Source organism: Actinoallomurus rhizosphaericola (assembly GCF_024055675.1).
GTDB lineage: Bacteria > Actinomycetota > Actinomycetes > Streptosporangiales > Streptosporangiaceae > Actinoallomurus > Actinoallomurus soli.
Genome location: NZ_JAMXMW010000036.1, coordinates 24,518 through 41,137, shown reverse-complemented (window position 1 = coordinate 41,137; position 16,620 = coordinate 24,518). Strand labels below are relative to the sequence as shown.

At 71.5% G+C, this 16,620-nt stretch carries 18 protein-coding genes and 1 pseudogene; 10 read left to right on the top strand and 9 right to left on the bottom strand.

Annotated features, from left to right (window positions below):
- Positions 1–37 precede the first annotated feature (37 nt).
- Entirely contained in the window at positions 38–1,078 is a 1,041-nt protein-coding gene (locus NE234_RS43400; protein WP_252787017.1) for an NAD(P)-dependent alcohol dehydrogenase, read from the bottom strand.
- A gap of 163 nt (positions 1,079–1,241) precedes the next feature.
- Between NE234_RS43400 and NE234_RS43395 the strand changes: the two genes are divergently transcribed.
- On the top strand, positions 1,242–2,126 hold the full coding sequence (locus NE234_RS43395; protein WP_252787016.1) for a helix-turn-helix domain-containing protein: 885 nt from the start codon (positions 1,242–1,244) through the stop codon (positions 2,124–2,126).
- Here the strand turns inward: NE234_RS43395 and NE234_RS43390 are convergent.
- Positions 2,116–2,742: a LysE family transporter gene (locus NE234_RS43390; protein WP_252787015.1), complete on the bottom strand. Its 627-nt coding sequence runs from the start codon at positions 2,740–2,742 to the stop codon at positions 2,116–2,118. The two genes, NE234_RS43395 and NE234_RS43390, sit on opposite strands and share 11 nt — an antisense overlap.
- A gap of 237 nt (positions 2,743–2,979) precedes the next feature.
- Between NE234_RS43390 and NE234_RS43385 the strand changes: the two genes are divergently transcribed.
- Both NE234_RS43385 and NE234_RS43380 read left to right on the top strand, forming a co-directional pair.
- Positions 2,980–3,435, top strand: a complete 456-nt coding sequence (locus NE234_RS43385) for a nuclear transport factor 2 family protein (RefSeq protein ID WP_252787014.1) — start codon at positions 2,980–2,982, stop codon at positions 3,433–3,435.
- Positions 3,436–3,487: 52 nt separating this feature from the next.
- Positions 3,488–4,453 (top strand): pyridoxal-phosphate dependent enzyme, encoded by a 966-nt coding sequence (locus NE234_RS43380; RefSeq protein ID WP_252787013.1) that lies wholly within the window; start codon positions 3,488–3,490, stop codon positions 4,451–4,453.
- Between the two features lie 84 nt (positions 4,454–4,537).
- Here NE234_RS43380 and NE234_RS43375 read toward each other — a convergent pair whose 3' ends face one another.
- A complete protein-coding gene (locus NE234_RS43375; RefSeq protein WP_252787012.1) occupies positions 4,538–5,377 on the bottom strand; it encodes a helix-turn-helix transcriptional regulator in 840 nt (279 codons plus the stop codon).
- Positions 5,378–5,479: 102 nt separating this feature from the next.
- Between NE234_RS43375 and NE234_RS43370 the strand changes: the two genes are divergently transcribed.
- The 5 genes from NE234_RS43370 to NE234_RS43350 all read left to right on the top strand — a co-directional run bounded on the left by NE234_RS43370 (position 5,480) and on the right by NE234_RS43350 (position 10,292).
- Positions 5,480–6,187, top strand: coding sequence for an SDR family NAD(P)-dependent oxidoreductase (locus NE234_RS43370; protein WP_252787011.1), 708 nt, complete (start codon positions 5,480–5,482; stop codon positions 6,185–6,187).
- An 80-nt stretch (positions 6,188–6,267) separates the two neighbouring features.
- Entirely contained in the window at positions 6,268–7,287 is a 1,020-nt protein-coding gene (locus tag NE234_RS43365; protein ID WP_252787010.1) for an aminotransferase class V-fold PLP-dependent enzyme, read from the top strand.
- 287 nt (positions 7,288–7,574) lie between these two features.
- Positions 7,575–8,588, top strand: a complete 1,014-nt coding sequence (locus NE234_RS43360; RefSeq protein WP_252787009.1) for a zinc-dependent alcohol dehydrogenase family protein — start codon at positions 7,575–7,577, stop codon at positions 8,586–8,588.
- Between the two features lie 38 nt (positions 8,589–8,626).
- A complete protein-coding gene (locus NE234_RS43355) occupies positions 8,627–9,268 on the top strand; it encodes a class I SAM-dependent methyltransferase (protein WP_252787008.1) in 642 nt (213 codons plus the stop codon).
- A gap of 109 nt (positions 9,269–9,377) precedes the next feature.
- Positions 9,378–10,292: an alpha/beta fold hydrolase gene (locus NE234_RS43350; protein ID WP_252787007.1), complete on the top strand. Its 915-nt coding sequence runs from the start codon at positions 9,378–9,380 to the stop codon at positions 10,290–10,292.
- A gap of 13 nt (positions 10,293–10,305) precedes the next feature.
- Here NE234_RS43350 and NE234_RS43345 read toward each other — a convergent pair whose 3' ends face one another.
- A complete protein-coding gene (locus tag NE234_RS43345) occupies positions 10,306–11,403 on the bottom strand; it encodes an NAD(P)/FAD-dependent oxidoreductase (RefSeq protein ID WP_252787006.1) in 1,098 nt (365 codons plus the stop codon).
- A gap of 144 nt (positions 11,404–11,547) precedes the next feature.
- Between NE234_RS43345 and NE234_RS43340 the strand changes: the two genes are divergently transcribed.
- Complete coding sequence (locus tag NE234_RS43340) at positions 11,548–12,054, top strand: MarR family winged helix-turn-helix transcriptional regulator (protein ID WP_252787005.1); 507 nt, start codon at positions 11,548–11,550, stop codon at positions 12,052–12,054.
- Here NE234_RS43340 and NE234_RS46225 read toward each other — a convergent pair.
- The 4 genes from NE234_RS46225 to NE234_RS43320 form a co-directional block, all read right to left on the bottom strand.
- Positions 12,042–12,230 (bottom strand): hypothetical protein, encoded by a 189-nt coding sequence (locus NE234_RS46225; RefSeq protein WP_406567144.1) that lies wholly within the window; start codon positions 12,228–12,230, stop codon positions 12,042–12,044. The genes NE234_RS43340 and NE234_RS46225 overlap by 13 nt on opposite strands.
- Before the next feature lie 347 nt (positions 12,231–12,577).
- The gene (locus tag NE234_RS43330; protein WP_252787004.1) at positions 12,578–13,939 is read right to left on the bottom strand and encodes a carotenoid oxygenase family protein; all 1,362 of its coding nucleotides are present in this window, start codon (positions 13,937–13,939) and stop codon (positions 12,578–12,580) included.
- 27 nt (positions 13,940–13,966) lie between these two features.
- The gene (locus NE234_RS43325) at positions 13,967–15,388 is read right to left on the bottom strand and encodes an MFS transporter (RefSeq protein ID WP_252787003.1); all 1,422 of its coding nucleotides are present in this window, start codon (positions 15,386–15,388) and stop codon (positions 13,967–13,969) included.
- Between the two features lie 109 nt (positions 15,389–15,497).
- A complete protein-coding gene (locus NE234_RS43320) occupies positions 15,498–16,079 on the bottom strand; it encodes a TetR/AcrR family transcriptional regulator (RefSeq protein ID WP_252787002.1) in 582 nt (193 codons plus the stop codon).
- Positions 16,080–16,128: 49 nt separating this feature from the next.
- Between NE234_RS43320 and NE234_RS43315 the strand changes: the two genes are divergently transcribed.
- Positions 16,129–16,272 carry a hypothetical protein gene (locus NE234_RS43315; protein WP_252787040.1) on the top strand — a complete coding sequence of 48 codons (144 nt, stop codon included), beginning with the start codon at positions 16,129–16,131 and terminating at the stop codon, positions 16,270–16,272.
- Between the two features lie 286 nt (positions 16,273–16,558).
- On the opposite strand, the pseudogene NE234_RS46220 reads toward NE234_RS43315, so the two are convergent.
- Positions 16,559–16,606: pseudogene (locus NE234_RS46220) on the bottom strand (hypothetical protein); the annotation flags it as partial.
- Positions 16,607–16,620 lie beyond the last annotated feature (14 nt).

Below are 16,620 nucleotides of genomic sequence, written 5' to 3'. Positions count from 1 at the left end.
GCGCCCTGCCGCGCGTTCCGGTCGGGTGCGCCGCGCGTCAGCCGAGGGTGGCGATGTCGATGACGAACCGGTAGCGGACGTCGGAGGCCAGGACGCGCTGGTAGGCCTCGTTGATCCGGTCGGCCGGGATCAGCTCGATGTCGGCGCCGAGGTGGTGCTCGGCGCAGAAGTTCAGCATCTCCTGCGTCTCGGCGATGCCGCCGATCATCGATCCGGCGTAGGAGCGCCGGGAGTTCAGAAGGGAGAACACGTTGACGCTCAGCGGCTCGGGCGGGGCGCCGACGTTGACCAGAGTGCCGTCGACGGCGAGGAGCCCGAGGTAGGCGTCGACGTCGATGACCGCGCTCACGGTGTTGACGATCAGGTCGAATCGGCCGGCGAGCTGCTCGAACGTGTCGGGGTCGCTGGTGGCGTGGTAGTGGTCGGCCCCGAGCCGCAAGCCGTCCTCCTGCTTCTTCAGCGATTGTGAGAGCACGGTGACCTCGGCGCCCATGGCGTGGGCGATCTTGACGGCCATGTGCCCGAGCCCGCCGAGACCGACCACGGCGACGTTCTTGCCCGGGCCGGCGCCCCAGCGGCGCAGCGGCGAGTAGGTGGTGATGCCGGCGCACAGCAGCGGCGCCGCGGCCGCGAAGTCGATGCCCTCGGGCACCGACAGGACGAAGTCGGCGTCGACGGCGACGTGCGTGGAGTAGCCGCCCTGCGTGACGGTGCCGTCCCGGTCCGTACCGGCATAGGTGGGGACCATTCCCTCGAGGCAGTACTGCTCGTCGCCATTGCGGCAGTTGGCGCACTCGCCGCAGGAGTTGACCATGCAGCCGACGCCGACGCGGTCGCCGACCCGGTGCCGGGTGACCTCGGCGCCGACCTCGGCGACGATGCCGACGATCTCGTGACCGGGCACCAGCGGGTAGGGCTGGGGTCCCCATTCGCCGCGCACGGTGTGGATGTCGGAGTGGCAGATGCCGGCGTACTTGATCTCGATGAGCACGTCGTTGGGGCCGACGTCACGCCGTTCGATCATCGTCGGGGCCAGCGGCTCGGCGGCGGCCGGTGCCGCGTAGGCGTGGACACGCATGAAGAACGCTCCTTCGATCTCGGAGCCCGCTCCCCGCATCCTCACGGGGCCGGGCGGTGGCCATTGACCATTGAAGGCTCTGATCCGGATGCGAAGAAGGCACTGCCGAAGGGTGTACTGGCAGGGCACCCCTGGCAGGCGGAAGGCCGCCTAGCCTGGGAGCGTGGACCACCGCAGCGAGATCCGTGAGTTCCTGACCTCCCGCCGCGCCAGGATCACACCGGCGCAGGCCGGGCTGCCCTCCTACGGCACCCGCCGGGTCCCCGGCCTGCGCCGCGCCGAGGTCGCCCAGTTGGCCGGCGTCAGCGTGGAGTACTACTCCCGCCTGGAACGCGGCGACCTGTCCGGCGTCTCCGATCACGTCCTGGACGCCCTGGCCCGCGCCCTGCGGCTGAACGACGAAGAGCGCATCCACCTGGAGGACCTCGCCCGCGCGGCCGGCCCCGGACCGCGCCGCCGGCGCCGCTCCGCCCCGCGGCAGGTACGGCCCACGGTGCAGCGGATGCTGGACGCCATGACCGACGCGCCCGCCTTCGTCATGAACGGACGCGGCGACATCCTGGCCCTCAACGCCCTCGGCCGCGCCCTGTACGCCCCCATGATCGACGCGGCCCGCGGCGCCACCCCCAACCACGCCCGGTTCATCTTCCTCGACCCCCGCTCGCACCACTTCTGGGGCGACTGGGAACGCGCCGCCGACGACACCGTCGCCCTCCTGCACGCTCAGGCCGGCCGGGACCCGTACGACAAGGACCTCACCGACCTCATCGGCGAGCTGTCCACCCGCAGCGACGACTTCCGTACCCGATGGGCCCGTCACGACGTCCGCCAGCACCACATCGGTTCCAAACCCATCCATCACCCCCTGGTCGGCGACCTCCAGCTCACCTACGAATCCCTCGACCTGCCCACCGACGACCTCACCCTGGTCGCCTACGGCACCGAACCCGGCAGCGACTCCGAGGAGAAACTCCGTCTGCTCGCCAGCTGGGCCACGACGCTCGACGCGCAACCGTCCTCGCCCGGCGGAGCCTCCATCAGGCGATGAGCAGGTGCACGGCCAGAGCGGTCATCACCAGGCTGGAGGCCAGCGCGGTGCCGAGCCGCCCACGAGCACCGGTCAGGGCACGGCCGAGGAGCGCGCCACCACCGGCCAGCAGGAGTTGCCAACTCGCGGACGCGGCGAAGGCCGCCAGAACGAACACCGCCCGCCGGGTCTGGTCGGCGGCCACCTCTCCGTGGCCGCCCAGCACCAGCGCGGCGAAGTAGACGACGGTGGTGGGATTCAGCAGCGTGATCCCCAGCAACCCCAGGTAGGCCCGTCCCGGGCCGATCGGCGCCTCCCCGGCCCGGGTGGGCGTCAGGCGCTCGCGGTAACGGGCCAGCGCCCCGGCCAGCCCCCGGACGGCCAGCACGATCAGCACGACGGCCGAGCACCAGCGCAGCGGCACCAGAACGGGCCGGATCACGGCCGCGACCGCGGAGCCGCCCACCGTCGCGACCAGCGCGTACAGGCCGTCGGCGGTGGCCACGCCCAGCGCGGCGCACGCGCCGGTCGTCAGGGACGTCCGTGTCGTCAGCGCGATGAGGTACGCCGCGACCGCTCCGACGGGGACCGCGATGCCGTAGCCGGCGAGCAGCCCCGCGACCAGCGCGGCGATCACGGCCGTACGGTGATCGGCCTCCGTGGTCGCCCCGGCTGCCGCTGGAACCGCGCCGGACGGACGGCGACGGGCGGCGGCAGTACGGCACTGGTCGTGGTCATGTCCGGATCGTGCCCCGCGCCCGGCACGCCCGGCAACCGCTTTTCCCGAGGGCAGGGCCCGGCCGGTCACCGCGAGCGCTCCTAACGGGATTGCTACGATTCAAGCGTTAGGAGAGATCGGACCGAGGAGACCGCCGTGACCGGACGACCGCCCTTCCCGCCGTTCACGCCGGAGACCGCGCCGGAGAAGGTCCAGGCCGCCGAGGACGCGTGGAACACGCGCGATCCCGAGCGGGTGGCGCTCGCCTACACCGAGGACTCGGTCTGGCGGAACCGCGACCGGTTGATCACCGGCCGGGACGAGATCATCGCGTTCCTGCGCGAGAAGTGGGACCGGGAACTCGACTATGCCCTCCGCAAGGAGCTGTGGAGCTTCCACGGCAACCGGATCGCGGTGCGCTTCCAGTACGAGTGCCACGACGCGACCGGCCAGTGGTGGCGCAGCTACGGCAACGAGCTGTGGGAGTTCACCCCCGAAGGCCTGATGAGCCGTCGCGAGGCCAGCATCAACGACGTCCGCATCGCCGAGGCCGACCGGCGTATCTTCGGTCCGCGTCCCGCCGATGAACGGGGAGTCCTCCCGATCCACTGAGGCAGGACCATACGTCCACCGCACCGCAGAAGACCTCGCAGGAAGACGGAGTATGACCGCCACACTCCCGGTGACCCTCGAAGACGTCCGTTCCGCCGCCGCGCGCATCGAGGGCGTCGCGCACCGCACCCCGGTGCTGCGCTCGCGCACCCTCGACGCGCTCGTCGGCGCCGAGGTCTTTCTCAAGTGCGAGAATCTGCAGCGGATCGGCGCGTTCAAGTTCCGCGGCGCCTACAACGCCGCCTCCCGGCTCGCGCCGGAGCAGCTGGCCAAGGGCGTCGCCGCGTACTCCTCGGGCAACCACGCCCAGGCCGTCGCCCTCGCCGCCCGTGAACTCGGCACGACCGCGGTGATCCTCATGCCCGAGGACACCCCGACGTCCAAGATGGACGCCACCGCCGGTTACGGCGCGGAGATCGTCACCTACGACCGCTACACCGGCGACCGGGTCGCCATCGGCGAGGCGCTGGCGGCCGACCGCGGCCTGGCGCTCATCCCGCCGTACGAGCATCCGCACGTCATCGCGGGGCAGGGCACCGCGGCACTCGAGCTCCTTGACGAGGTCGGCGACCTCGACGCCCTGGTGGTCCCGGTCGGCGGCGGAGGACTCATCGCCGGCAGCGCCACCGCCGCCAAGGGCCTCACCCCGGCGATCCGCGTGATCGGCGTGGAGCCGGAGGCGGGCGACGACACCAAGCGCTCCCTCGAGGCGGGGCGGCGCGTGTCCATCCCCGTGCCCCGCACCATCGCCGACGGTCAGGCCGCGGACATCCCGGGCGAGCTGACCTTCTCCATCAACCGGCATCTGGTCGACGGGATCGCGCTGGTGACCGACGATGAGATCCGTGAGGCCATGCGGTTCGCGTTCGAACGCCTGAAGATCGTCATCGAGCCGAGCGGCGCCGGCCCGCTGGCCGCGCTGCTGAGCGGCCGCATCACCCCGCCGCCCCGCGTCGGCGTGATCATCTCCGGGGGCAACATCGGCGCGCGGCGCTTCGCCGAACTCTGCGGCATCTGACCGCCACGTTCACCCAGCCCGGGCCGCGGGCGCAGAACCGCCCGTCCGCGGCCGGCCCCCGGCGGACCGGCAGGGACAGGGGCGTCACCCGAGGAGCGACTGGGTGCCGAGGACGGTCAGCAGCTCCAGGCGTTCGGCGTCCTCGGTGCCGGGCTCGGCCGTGTAGATCATGATGTGCAGGTCGCTGCCCGCCACGGTCACCACGTCGCAGTCCAGTGTCAGGGCGCCCACCTGCGGATGATCGATGGTCTTGCGCGCGGCCTCGTGGCGGCGGACGACACCGGAGTCCCACAGCTCGGCGAACCGGTCACTGCGCGCCTGGAGCTCCGCCACCAGCCGCCGCAGCCGCTGGTCGGCCGGATAACGCCCGACGGTCGCGCGCAGGTCGGCGACCAGAGCCGCTTGCAGCGCGCCCCGGGACTCCGGCGTCTGCCGGACCCGGTTCTCATAGCCCAGGAAGTTCCGCCACACGCCGTTACGCTCGTTGCCCCGCCAACCGGACGGGTCGCCCATCAGCGCCGCGTACGGCGGGTTCGCGATGAGCAGCGTCCAGGACGCGTCGTACACCGCCACGGGCGTCCCGGTCAGCCGGTCCAGCAGCCGCTGGACGCTCGGAGTGATGTACGCGGGGACCGTGTCCGGCCCCGGCGGCACCAGTCCGGCCAGGTCGAACAGGTGGGCCCGCTCGCCGCTCGACAGCCGCAGGGCCCGGGCCAGCGCCTCGACGACCTGCGGGGACGGGTTCGACGCACGGCCCTGCTCGAGGCGGGTGATGTAGTCGACGGAGATCCCGGCCAGCAGCGCCAGTTCCTCGCGGCGGAGGCCGGGCGCGCGCCGCTGCCCGCCGGTGGGCAATCCGGCGGCCTCGGGCGACACGCGGTCGCGCCAGCGGTGTACCGTCCGTCCGAACTCTGTCGTCGCCACACCCATCAGTCTGCACGGCGGGCCGGCGAACTGCCTGGTACCGGTAGTCCCAGGAAGACGGGACGACTGGGTGCCGCCGCCCCGCGGCGGCAACCTGGAGCCATGACGACAACACTGATCACCGGGGCGAACAAGGGCCTCGGTTTCGAGACCGCCCGTCGGCTCATCGCCGCGGGTCACACCGTCTACATCGGCAGCCGGGACGCCGAACGCGGCCGCCGGGCCGCCGAGCGGCTGGGCGCGCGGATGGTCCTCCTCGACGTCACCGACGACGCGTCCGTCGCCGCCGCGGTCAAGACGATCGAGGCCGACGGCGGCCTGGACGTGCTGGTCAACAACGCCGGCATCGAAGGGCGGACGCCGGACGGGGGAGTGGTCGGCGCCGCCGAGACGACCGCGGACCTGATGAGGGAGATGTTCGAGACGAACCTCTTCGGTCTCGTACGCGTCACCCACGCCTTCCTGCCGCTGCTGCAGCGGTCCGCGGCACCGGTCGTGGTCAACGTCAGCAGTGGCCTGGCCTCCCTCGCCAGGGCGACGGCCGAGGGCACCCCGGTGTACGGCTACCCGGGAATCGCCTACCCGGCCTCGAAGACCGCGGTCAACATGGTCACCGTGCAGTACGCCAAGGCGTTCCCGCAGATGCGGATCAACGCGGTCGAGCCCGGTTACACCGCCACCGACCTGAACGCTCACACGGGCATCCAGACCGTCGAGGAGGGCGCCGAGATCATCGTGCGCATGGCGCAGGTGGGCCCCGACGGCCCGACCGGCGGCTACTTCGACATCGAGGGCCCTCTTCCCTGGTAAGCCGCCCGGTTGCGCGTCCGAGTGCGGTCGGCCGGTACTCGGACGCGGGCGGCACCGTCCGAGCCCCTAGGCTCACCAGGATGAATCTTGACGAAGCGGTACGCCTGTGGGACCCGGAGCCGGGATGGCTGAACACCGCGAGCTACGGCATCCCGCCGGCGCCGGCGTTCGAGGCGCTGCAGAGCGCGCTGGCCGAGTGGCGTCGCGGAGCCAACGGCTGGGACAAGTGGGACCGGTCCACCGATCGCGCGCGCGGCGCGTTCGCGCGTCTGGTCGGCGTCCCGGCCGACGACGTGGCCGTGGGGGCCTCCGCCGCGCAGGTGCTGGCCCCGGTCGCGGCCTCACTGCCACCCGGCTCGCGCGTCGTCGTCCCGGACATCGAGCAGACGTCGAACCTGTTCCCGTGGCTCGTGCACGATTTCGACGTGCGCACGGTGCCGCCCGCTGACCTGCCCGCGGCGATCGACGAGCGCACGGACGCCGTCGCCTTCAGCCTGGTCCAGTCCGCGACGGGTGAGGTCGCCGCCGCGGAGGAGGTCGTCACGGCGGCGCGGGCGCACGGCGCGCTCGTCGTCGCCGACGCCACTCAGGCGGTCGGCTGGACGCCGGTCGACGCGACGCCCTTCGACGTCCTCGCCGTCTCGGCGTACAAGTGGCTGATGTGCCCGCGCGGCACCGCCTTCTGCTACGTGAGCCCGGCCGTACGCGACCGCATCCGGCCGATCGCCGCCAACTGGTACGCCGGTGACGGCGACGCATCCTACGGCCCGCCGCTGCGGCTGGCGAAGGACGCCCGGCGATTCGACATCGCCGTCCCGTGGTTCTCCTACGTCGCGGCCGCCCCGACGCTGGAGCTGCTCCTGGAGATCGGCATCGGTCCGATCCACGACCACGACGTACGGCTGGCCAACCGGTTCCGTACCGGCCTCGGCCTGCCGCCCGGCGACAGCGCGATCGTCAGCGTCACCCGCCCGGGCGCGGCCGAGCGGCTCGCGGCGGCCGGCATCCGCGCATCCGTCCGCAACGGCGCGGCTCGCCTCGCCTTCCACCTCTACACGACGGAAGCCGACGTGGACACCGCCGTCGCCGCGCTGGTCTGAGCCCGGCCGTCCAGCACCGCTCTGGCGATGCTCCTTGACGTCGGAATCGGCTTGCGGGAGCCGGTTCGGTCGTGCCCCGCGTCTGCGCGGGATGGGGGTGCCCTGCCAGTACACCTTCCAGCAGTGCCTTCTTTCTGCGCTGACCAACGTCTTCGATGGGTAGTGGCCACTCAAGGAGCCAGGATCACTGCGCGCGGGACGAGGGCTCGCCGAGTCGGCGTCTGCGTGCCGCGACCTCCGCATGTGATCGCAGTACCTCGACACACGAATCCGAGGAAGTGAAAGTAATGCGTGGTGTGGTGATGCACGGGCCGGGTGACGTACGGGTGCAGGACCGCGAGGACCCACGGATCATCGAGCCGACCGATGCGATCATCAAGGTGGCGGCGGCGTGTGTGTGCGGGTCGGACCTGTGGCCCTACCGCGGCGTCGACGAGTTCCATGACCAGCCGATGGGCCATGAGTACGTCGGGGTGGTCGAGCAGGTCGGCGACCAGGTCGAGAACGTCAAGATCGGTGACTTCGTGGTCGGGTCGTTCTTCGCCTCCGACAACACCTGCGAGATCTGCCGGGCCGGATATCAGTCCCGCTGTGTGCACGCCGAACTGGTCGGGGGCACTCAGGCGCAGAGGGCCCGCATCCCGCTGGCCGACGGGACCCTGGTCGCCACCCCCGGCATGCCCGACGCGGACGTGATCCCCTCGCTGCTGACCGCCTCCGATGTGCTGGGCACCGGCTGGTTCGCCGCCGTGGCGGCCGAGGCCGGGCCGGGCAAGACGGTGGCGGTCGTCGGCGACGGCGCGGTCGGCCTGCTGGGAGTGCTGGCCGCCCGGCAGTTGGGGGCCGAGCGGATCGTCATCTTCAGCCGGCACGCCGACCGGCAGAAGCTCGCGACCGAGTTCGGCGCCACCGACGTGATCACCGAGCGCGGCGACGAGGGCGTGGCCGAGCTCAAGGAGCTGAACGGCGGACTGGGCGCGCACAGCGTGATCGAGGCGGTCGGCACCCAGGAGTCGATGATGCAGGCCATCCGCGCCACCCGTCCGGGCGGGCATGTGGGCTACGTCGGTGTCAGCCACGACGTCCGGCTCCCCGGCGAGGAGCTGTTCTTCTCCGGGGTGCACCTGCACGGCGGTCCCGCGCCCGTGCGCCGTTTCCTGCCCGAGTTGATCCGGCTGATCTGGGACCGCAAGATCAATCCGGGCCGGGTCTTCGACCTCGAACTCCCGCTGGAGGAGGCCGCCCAGGGCTACAAGGCCATGGACGAGCGCCGCGCCATCAAGACCCTCCTGCGCCCCTGACCCGTTATTCAATACGGTGAGGAAGGAGGACACCCACCATGGGGCGCGCGAGCGCTCGACGCCGGCATCCGCTGTTCGCCCGCGTCTGCCCGCTGATGGACCGGGGTCTGGGCCCGCACCGCCACGCCCTGCTGGACGGCCTGTCCGGGCGGGTCGTCGAGATCGGTGCGGGCACCGGGTCGAACTTCGCCCACTACCCGCACCAGATCGAGGCCGTGCTGGCCGTCGAACCCGAACCGTACCTACGGCGCCTGTCCGAGGCGGCCGCCGCCCGAACGCCCGTGCCGATCGAGGTCACCGACGGATCCGCCGACCGTCTCCCGGCCGCCGACGCCTCCTGCGACGCGGCCGTGGCCTGCCTGGTGCTGTGCACCGTGCCCGACCCGAACGCCGCCCTGGCCGAGATCCTCCGGGTGCTCCGGCCCGGCGGACGATTGCGGTTCCTCGAACACGTACAGGCCGAGTCTCCGGCCCGGCGGCGCGTACAACATGCCCTCGACGCCGTCCTGTGGCCGCGGCTGAGCGGCGGCTGCCACCTCGGACGCGACACCGCCGCCACGATCGAACGCGCCGGTTTCGTGATCGAACGACTCGACCGGCTCGGCCCTCGGGAGACCGGCATCCCCTTCCCCGTGGCCCCGCAGATCCTCGGCACCGCCGTCCGCCCGTCTCGGGGGTGACGGGGCCGGAATGGGGCGTTCCGCGGAGGAGCGCTGGAGCAATTATAGCACATTTTCGCCATTATGTTGATTCCGCATTGAATGGCGTTGCCGCGCTATATTCGTCCTCATGGAATTGGTCGAGGAGAAATTCGTCGCGTCGGCGGACATTCGCCTGTGGACCGAGCGCTTCGGCAACGGCGACGATCCCGTCGTGCTGCTCATCATGGGCACCTCCGCGCAGGGGATCGGATGGCCCGACGAACTGGTGGAAGGTCTGGTGAAGGGCGGACGGCAGGTCATCCGGTTCGACCACCGTGACACGGGCCACTCGACGCACGCGGACTTCACCAGCCACCCGTACACGCTCGCGGACATGGCCGCCGACGCCACGGCCGTGCTCGACGGACACGGCGTCACCGCCGCCCACGTCGTCGGCGCCTCGCTCGGCGGGGCGATCGCCCAGTGGCTGGCGGTGCACCGCCCTGAGCGCGTCACGACCCTCACCGCCATCATGACCGGCCCGATGGGCCACGACGCCAGGGACGCGTGGGTGCGCGCCATGTCCGGACGGTCACCCGACCCTGACGACCTTCCGCCTCCGGCGCCGGCCGTACTGGCGCACCTCGCCCGCCTCGCCGGGTCACCGCCCTCGACGCCCGAGGAGCACATCGCGGCGGCCCTGGAGACGTGGCGGATACTGAACGGCGGCGTCCTCGCCTTCGACGAGGACGCCGCGCGGCGCAACGTCGAGCTCTCCTACGAACGCGACCCCGACCAGACCACCGCCGCCAACCATGACCTGGCCGCCAAACGGATGACAGAGGACCGGCTCGTGCCCCTGTCCGGCATCACGGCACCGACGCTCGTCATCCACGGCGCGGCGGACCCGCTCCGCCCACCGGCCCACGGCGAGGCCGTCGCCGCGAGGATCCCCGGGGCACGGCTGCGGGTCATCCCCGGCATGGGGCACGGGTTCTTCTCTCCCGGGCTGCCTCACCGCATCGCCGAACTCATCCTCGAACACACCGGCGCCGCAGGTTGAGGCGACGGACCGGTCAGGCGCGGCCGAACCGGGCGGCGAACCGCGCGGTGAACAGGTCGGCGCCCTTGCGCTGGTAGACCGTCTCCGCCGTGGCCGCGGCGACACCGTCCGGCGTGGGGAGCTGGCCGATGCCCGCGCGCGTCCCCAGCGGAAGCAGGATCCGCCGCTCGGGCGTCGGTGTGTGAACGGCGTTCGGCTGGTCGCCGGCGAGCTGCGCTTTGATGTTCTTCACCACGATGTCGGCATGGGCCATCGCGTAGGAGGCCATCTTGGGGTCGGGGAGAGCGGCGATGTCCCCGATCGCGTAGATGTGTTCGTAGCCCTGGACGTTCAGTCGCTCGGTGACCGGGACCGTCCTCTGCTCGGTCAGCGGCGAGAGGTGTCCGTCGGCCAGGTAGCCGGTGTTGATCTCGACTCCGAAGGCTTGGAACCAGATGTCCGCCACGATCTGCTCACCCTTGTCGGTGGTGACCGCGAAGCGGCCGGCCCGACCGGCCTCGACCGTCGGCAACGCGGTCAGACCGGTACCCGGCCGCACGTCGACGCCGAGCTCGTCCAGTTGGTGGCGCAGCCCGTCTCGTACCTCGGGAAGGAAGCCGGGGAGCAACTGATCGGCCCTGTCGAGGATGACCACGTGCTTGTCCGGCCAGACGTCCTTGATCTCGCCGGCGAGCTCCAGGCCGACCGGGCCTGCGCCGAGGATCAGCACGCGGTCGGTGGCGGTCAGCTCCCTGTGGGTCTCGCGCAGATCGTCCAGTTGCTGGGCGATGCTCGTCGACGCATGGTTCGGTTTGGCCGGATACGTGTAGCCGGAACCGGTGGCCAGAACCAGATAATCGGCCTCGACCCGCTCGCCCGAGGCCAGCGTGACGCCCTTCGGGTCCACTGAGACGGCTCTGTCGCGGATCACCCGTCCGCGTTGGAGCAGCGTCGCGAACGAGAAGAACGCGTTGGGCGCCCAGTCCGGTCGTGTCAGTGCCCGCAGTGACGCGGCCGCATTGACGAAGGCCTCCCGGGGGTCGATGAGCGTGACGTCCGCGTCGGAGTCCAGCTCCTTGGCGACGAGCGACCCTCCGTACCCTCCGCCGATGACCGCCACCGTGTGGTTCATTCCCGCTCCTCACCGCATTGCCGTCGTTGGGCGGCATGCGCGGCACGTCATGACGAGAGGCCACGCGGGACACGCCCTGAGTTGACGTGACAACTCTAGGCAGGCGAAGTTGTCGCGTCAACTCCGGGGCATTATGATCGTGCCATGGCGAAGCCCCGCACACTGGAACCCGAGCAGTGGGAGCTTTGGAACAGCTGGATGCAGGCGCAGCGCCTCCTGGCCCGTGAGCTGGACCGCGATCTGCAGCGCGACTTCGGTATCTCCAAGACCGAGTTCAGCGTGCTCGTGACGCTTCACCGAGCGGCCGAGGGCCGGATGCGCGTGGGCGAGCTCGCCGAGTCACTCGCCTGGGACAAGAGTCGCGTGGCGCACCAGCTGACGCGAATGGAGAACCGCGACCTCGTTCATCGGACCGAGAACCGATCCGGCCGCCGGATCGGGATCGGACTGACCGCCAAGGGCCGCAGCGCCGTGGAGAACGCCATCCTGGGGCATGCGGACAACATTCGCCGCTACTTCTTCGAAACGCTCACGCCCGATCAGGCCGCGGCCATCCGCGTGTGGAGCCGGCAGGTGGTCGACCGCATCGAAGCGCGCTGCGGTGAGGACGCCGACGGCGTCGCGGCGGAGTGTGCCGATCAGCCGGAGTAGGGAGCTTCTCCGCCCGGCCGACTCGATCCCCGCCGCTGCGGGCGAAGGCCAGCCGTTCGGGCGGGGTCAGCCAGCCGCCGAGGTCGCCGATCTCGTCGGCCTCGGAGCGGGCAGAGGCAGAGCCGGAGCCAGGCTTCCTGGACGGCGTCGTCGGCCTCGGCCAGGGAGCCGAGCATCCGGTAGGCCACCGCCTTGAGATGAGTGCGGTGCTCTTCGAATCGCTCGGCCAGAAAGTCACGGTCGTTCATCGTCGCCCTCGTCGTCGCCGCCGGTATCAGTGCTCACCGGGGCCGTGGTCATATCCGGCCGAGATTTCCCGCTTACGGCCCAGGCGATCGGTACCTTGCGGTGCGTCGGGCTCTCGTCAGGTGTCCTGCACCGGGGGTATCGAAGAACCGATCGATTCCCAACGCCCCGCCTCGAACAACGGATCGCCCTCGTCAGCGGGTGGGGTTGTCGCGCCAGTCGGGATCTTCGGCGGGGCGGGCGGCCCGATGGGAGCGGCCCGGGGACGATGGGCGGGTCAGTGGAGGTCGGTGTCGGGGATCCAGGAGCCGTGGATACCGCCGGGGACCCGGCGGGGTAGCTCGACGACCGCGATCGGGTCGCGGGTCAGGTCGGTCGCATCGATGACGAGGAGTTCGGAGGCGTCGCGGTCCAGGTCGCTGGTGACGGTCAGCAGGTAGCCGTGGTCCTCGGCGGTGCCGCCATCGGCCGGCACGAACACCGCCTCGCCGGGCAGTACGCCCCGGCCGACCGGCATGAGCTGCCGCGCCCCGGTCACGTAGTCGTACTTGACCAGCGCGTACTCCTCCAGGCCCGCGCCGGGGAATGCCACCGCGTAGCCGTACCGGTTGGCGCGGCCGAGCCGGTCGTCGTTGATGGTGGGGAACTCGGTGGCCAGGTCGTCGATGGTCTCCTCCGACGCCTTCCCGGTCGCCGGGTCGAGGGTCCAGCGGGTGCCGACTGCGCCGCTCACCGGTGGTGCGGGGTGGCCTGAGGCGCCGACCCACCACTTCCAACTGGTCTCCCAGGCCGCGCGGTCGTAGCGGGGGCCGTCGAGCGTGATGCGCCCTGCGGCGTCCTCCGATGCGTTGGCGACGTGTAGTAGCGCGCCGGGCCCGACGTCGTACCAGGTCGTACGGGCAGGGCCGGTGCGCGGCAGCACGCCGATCCGCGGGGCGTAAGCGTCGCTCCAGCGGTACGGGATGCCGGAGTGCTCGGCAGGGTCGAACACGACCGACAGGTCGAGCCAGACGACGTGGTTCTCGGTGATGGCGAAGTCGTGCATCAGAGACGGCCCGGCGCCCTCGACGACCTGTGAGCGGATCAGCTCGCCGTCGGCGGACGCGACGTAGTAGACGAGGTGTGGCGGGAACGGCGAGTAGGCGAAGAAGTGCAGCTCGCCCGTTGCCGGGTCCTGCTTCGGGTGCGCGGTCATCGCCGTGGTCAGTCTGCCGCCGAAGTCGTACGCGCCCACGGTGTCGAGCTCGGGCGTCACCTCGAACGGCAGGTTCGCCTCTTGGAGGGCCAGGAGCCGGCCTGCGTGCTCGATGATGTGCGTCCCGGCGACGCTGGCGGTCAGGTCGACCGAGCCGTCCTCGCGGATGAGTGGCGCGTCGCGCTCGAACGCCGGGGTGCGCACCCAGCGGTTCCGGTACCACTCGGCCCGCCCGCCGCGCAGCCGCAGGCCGTGGATCATCCCGCTGCCGCGGAACCAGTGCGTCGGGGTGACGCCGGGCTTGGGGTTGTGACCGTTGCGGAAGTAGCGGCCGGTCAGTTCCGGCGGCAGGGTCCCCCGCACCCGCAGTGCGGTCGCGGTGTGCTCGTCGGCGACGGGCGTGTAGTGGCCGGTGAGGTACGGCTTTGAGAGCTCGATGGACATGTCGTTTCCTTCTTTCGTGAGGTTCGGTCAGTTTTCTGCCGGCCCGCGGGGGACGGTGGTCCGGGCGAGGAGGGCGGCCAGCGCGGCGAGGAGTGCCGCGGCGAGGAAGGCCGCGCGGTGCCCGGCGACGAGGGCTTGCCGGGCGGACGCGTGTGCGGCGAGCCGGTCCGTACGGGCGGTGGCGACGGCGGTGAGGACGGCCAGCCCCAGGGCGCCGCCGACCTGACGGGTCGTGTTGACCAGACCACCCGCCAGCCCGGCGTCCCTGCCGGTGACCCCGCGGGTGGCGGCGGCGGTCAGCTGCACGAAGGCTCCGCCGAGCCCGGCGCCGATCAGCACCGAAGGCCCGAGGATCCCGGTCAGAAACTCCGCGCCGGTACCGGCCCGTGAGAGCCAGGCCAGCCCACCGGCCAAGAGCACGAGGGCGGTGACGAGCGTCGCCCTGGATCCGTACCGCCGGGCCGGTCGCGGGGCCAGCGCGGAGGCGAGCGTGATGGCGGCGGCCAGCGGCAGCTGGGCCAGCCCGGCCGTGAGCGGCCCGTAGCCGAGGACCTGCTGCTGGTAGAGGGGAAGGTGGTAGAAGAGGCCGACCCACGCGGCGCCCAGCAGGAGCATCACCAGGAGCGGCGTGCCGACCGCGCGCAGGAGCCGCGGTGGGAGGAGGGGATCGGGCGAGCGGTGCTCGATCCACCAGAAGGCCCCGAGCAGCACCGGCGCGGCGGTGAGCGTGCCGACGATCACCGGGCTGGTCCAACCGGTCCGGCCGCCCGTGGAAAGGCCGTACGTCAGCGTGACGAGGGCGGCGGTCACGGTGAGCGTTCCGGGCAGGTCGCTCCGGGCCCGGGCGGAGCGGGCGGCGTCCGGTGGGATCAGCCGTGGCACGGCGACCAGCAGGGCGACGGCCACGGGCACAGTGGCGAGAAAGACCGCCGGCCAGCCGAACGTCTGCGTAAGCACGCCGCCGAGCAAGACGCCGGCGGCACCGCCTGCCCCCGAGACCGCGCCCCAGACGCCGAGGGCGGTGCTCCGGGCCGGGCCCTCCGGATACAGGACGAGCACCAGGGAGAGGGCGGCGGGGGCGAGGAGCGCCGCACCGACGCCCTGCGCCGCCCGCGCGGCGATGAGGGCGGCGGCCGACGGGGCGAGGCCGGCGGCCAGCGAGGCGAGAGCGAAGACCGCGAGGCCGGTGAGCAGGACCCGACGCCGGCCGAACCGGTCGGCCGCCCGCCCGCTGGGCAGCAGGAGCGTGCCGAACGCCAGCAGATACGCGTCCACGACCCAGGAGAGGGCGGCGGACGACATGCCGAGGCCGGAGCGGATCGAGGCCAGTGCGACGTTCACGATCGAGGTGTCCAGCACGACGAGGAACTGCGCCGTGGCCAGGACGGCGAGCGGGACGGCGCCGGCGCGCGCAGCGGGGAGTCGTGCCACAGGGTTGCGGATGTCCATCACGAGCCTCCTATGAGTGGTCGATCACTCACTCTTGGGTCAAAAGAAAAGCCGCTCCGGCGAGCGGCCGCCGCCCGGCCGTCCCCCGCTGGTGCGGGACGGCCGGGCGTCATCCGCCGTGAGACGGATAGTGGAGCAGGTCGAGTGTCAGTGTGTGCGCCCACGGGGCCTCCACGTCCGTCGCGCCCATCGCGACGACCGCGTTGCACAGGAACCCGCGGGCGAAGAACTGCTGGATCTGCTCCTCCGGCGCGCCGGAGACCGCCCGCACGTACTCCACCTGCCTGGCGTAGCAGGCCTGGACCGCGTCACGGATCGCCGGCTCGCTCGCGGCGCAGTTGGCCTGCATCAGCACCATGAGCAGGCTTCGGTCGGAGATCAGCTGTGCGTACGAGTCGGCCATCGCGGCCAGCACCGCACGCGGGTCGCCGCTCTCCGTCCGCGCCGCGCCTTCGGCGAGGCACTCGCGGATCCGTAGCGCGCAGTAGTCCACGACGGCGACGAACAGCGCCTCCTTGTCGGGGAACAGCCGGTAGAGGTACGCCTGCGAGATCCCGGCGTGCTTGGCGACCTCGGTGGTCGTCGTCCCGTAGAACCCGCGCGCCGCGAACGCCGCGATCGCGGTCCGCATGACCGTCGCACGACGTTCCTCGGCGGTCGACAGTGTCCGCTGGCTACTCTCGTTCGGCATGTAAGTAATAAACCACTCACACTTTTCGGCGTCAACCCCGAGGAGGGCGATGGGCCTGCTCATACCCCTGCCGGACGTCGACGACCACGACGTTGCCGACGGTGGTGCAGGCGACCAGGCGTGGGAGACCGGTTCGAGTGCGGCGGGGTCGCCGAGGAAGGCGCGCGCGGCCTCACGAGCGCTGGGCGAGTGACGTAAGCACTCCCTCGACCATCAGAAGCCCTCTCCCGCCTCCAGAGCCGACGCGCGCGATCCCACCCAAACCGTGGCCCTGAAGAGGCACCCGAAGAGCCGCTGATTCCTGCACCCAGCCTCCCCGAAGGCCACTCCGCCGGCGCGGCGAAGACGTGGAAGACCAGCCGCCCGCCAGGCGTGGTGGTGTCGAGGTTCTCATGCAGGCTGGTGAACCCGATCTCGCGCTGCCGTAGCGCGTTCTTGCCCGACTTCTTGTCGGCGAAGATCCGCCGGCACCCGGCCGCGGTCAGCGCGTCGATCTGCCGCTCAAGTTTCTGCCCGCCGGTCGACACCCGCGCATACCCGA

Excerpts from the sequence above, each read along its gene's own strand:
- NE234_RS43320 (WP_252787002.1), bottom strand. The coding sequence starts at position 16,079 with ATGCCGAACGAGAGTAGCCAGCGGACACTGTCGACCGCCGAGGAACGT.
- NE234_RS43355 (WP_252787008.1), top strand. The coding sequence starts at position 8,627 with ATGGGGCGCGCGAGCGCTCGACGCCGGCATCCGCTGTTCGCCCGCGTC.
- NE234_RS43380 (WP_252787013.1), top strand. The coding sequence starts at position 3,488 with ATGACCGCCACACTCCCGGTGACCCTCGAAGACGTCCGTTCCGCCGCC.
- NE234_RS43365 (WP_252787010.1), top strand. The coding sequence starts at position 6,268 with ATGAATCTTGACGAAGCGGTACGCCTGTGGGACCCGGAGCCGGGATGG.
- NE234_RS43350 (WP_252787007.1), top strand. The coding sequence starts at position 9,378 with ATGGAATTGGTCGAGGAGAAATTCGTCGCGTCGGCGGACATTCGCCTG.
- NE234_RS43360 (WP_252787009.1), top strand. The coding sequence starts at position 7,575 with ATGCGTGGTGTGGTGATGCACGGGCCGGGTGACGTACGGGTGCAGGAC.
- NE234_RS43345 (WP_252787006.1), bottom strand. The coding sequence starts at position 11,403 with ATGAACCACACGGTGGCGGTCATCGGCGGAGGGTACGGAGGGTCGCTC.
- NE234_RS43370 (WP_252787011.1), top strand. The coding sequence starts at position 5,480 with ATGACGACAACACTGATCACCGGGGCGAACAAGGGCCTCGGTTTCGAG.
- NE234_RS46225 (WP_406567144.1), bottom strand. The coding sequence starts at position 12,230 with ATGCTCGGCTCCCTGGCCGAGGCCGACGACGCCGTCCAGGAAGCCTGG.
- NE234_RS43325 (WP_252787003.1), bottom strand. The coding sequence starts at position 15,388 with ATGGACATCCGCAACCCTGTGGCACGACTCCCCGCTGCGCGCGCCGGC.
- NE234_RS43330 (WP_252787004.1), bottom strand. The coding sequence starts at position 13,939 with ATGTCCATCGAGCTCTCAAAGCCGTACCTCACCGGCCACTACACGCCC.
- NE234_RS43400 (WP_252787017.1), bottom strand. The coding sequence starts at position 1,078 with ATGCGTGTCCACGCCTACGCGGCACCGGCCGCCGCCGAGCCGCTGGCC.
- NE234_RS43340 (WP_252787005.1), top strand. The coding sequence starts at position 11,548 with ATGGCGAAGCCCCGCACACTGGAACCCGAGCAGTGGGAGCTTTGGAAC.
- NE234_RS43315 (WP_252787040.1), top strand. The coding sequence starts at position 16,129 with ATGGGCCTGCTCATACCCCTGCCGGACGTCGACGACCACGACGTTGCC.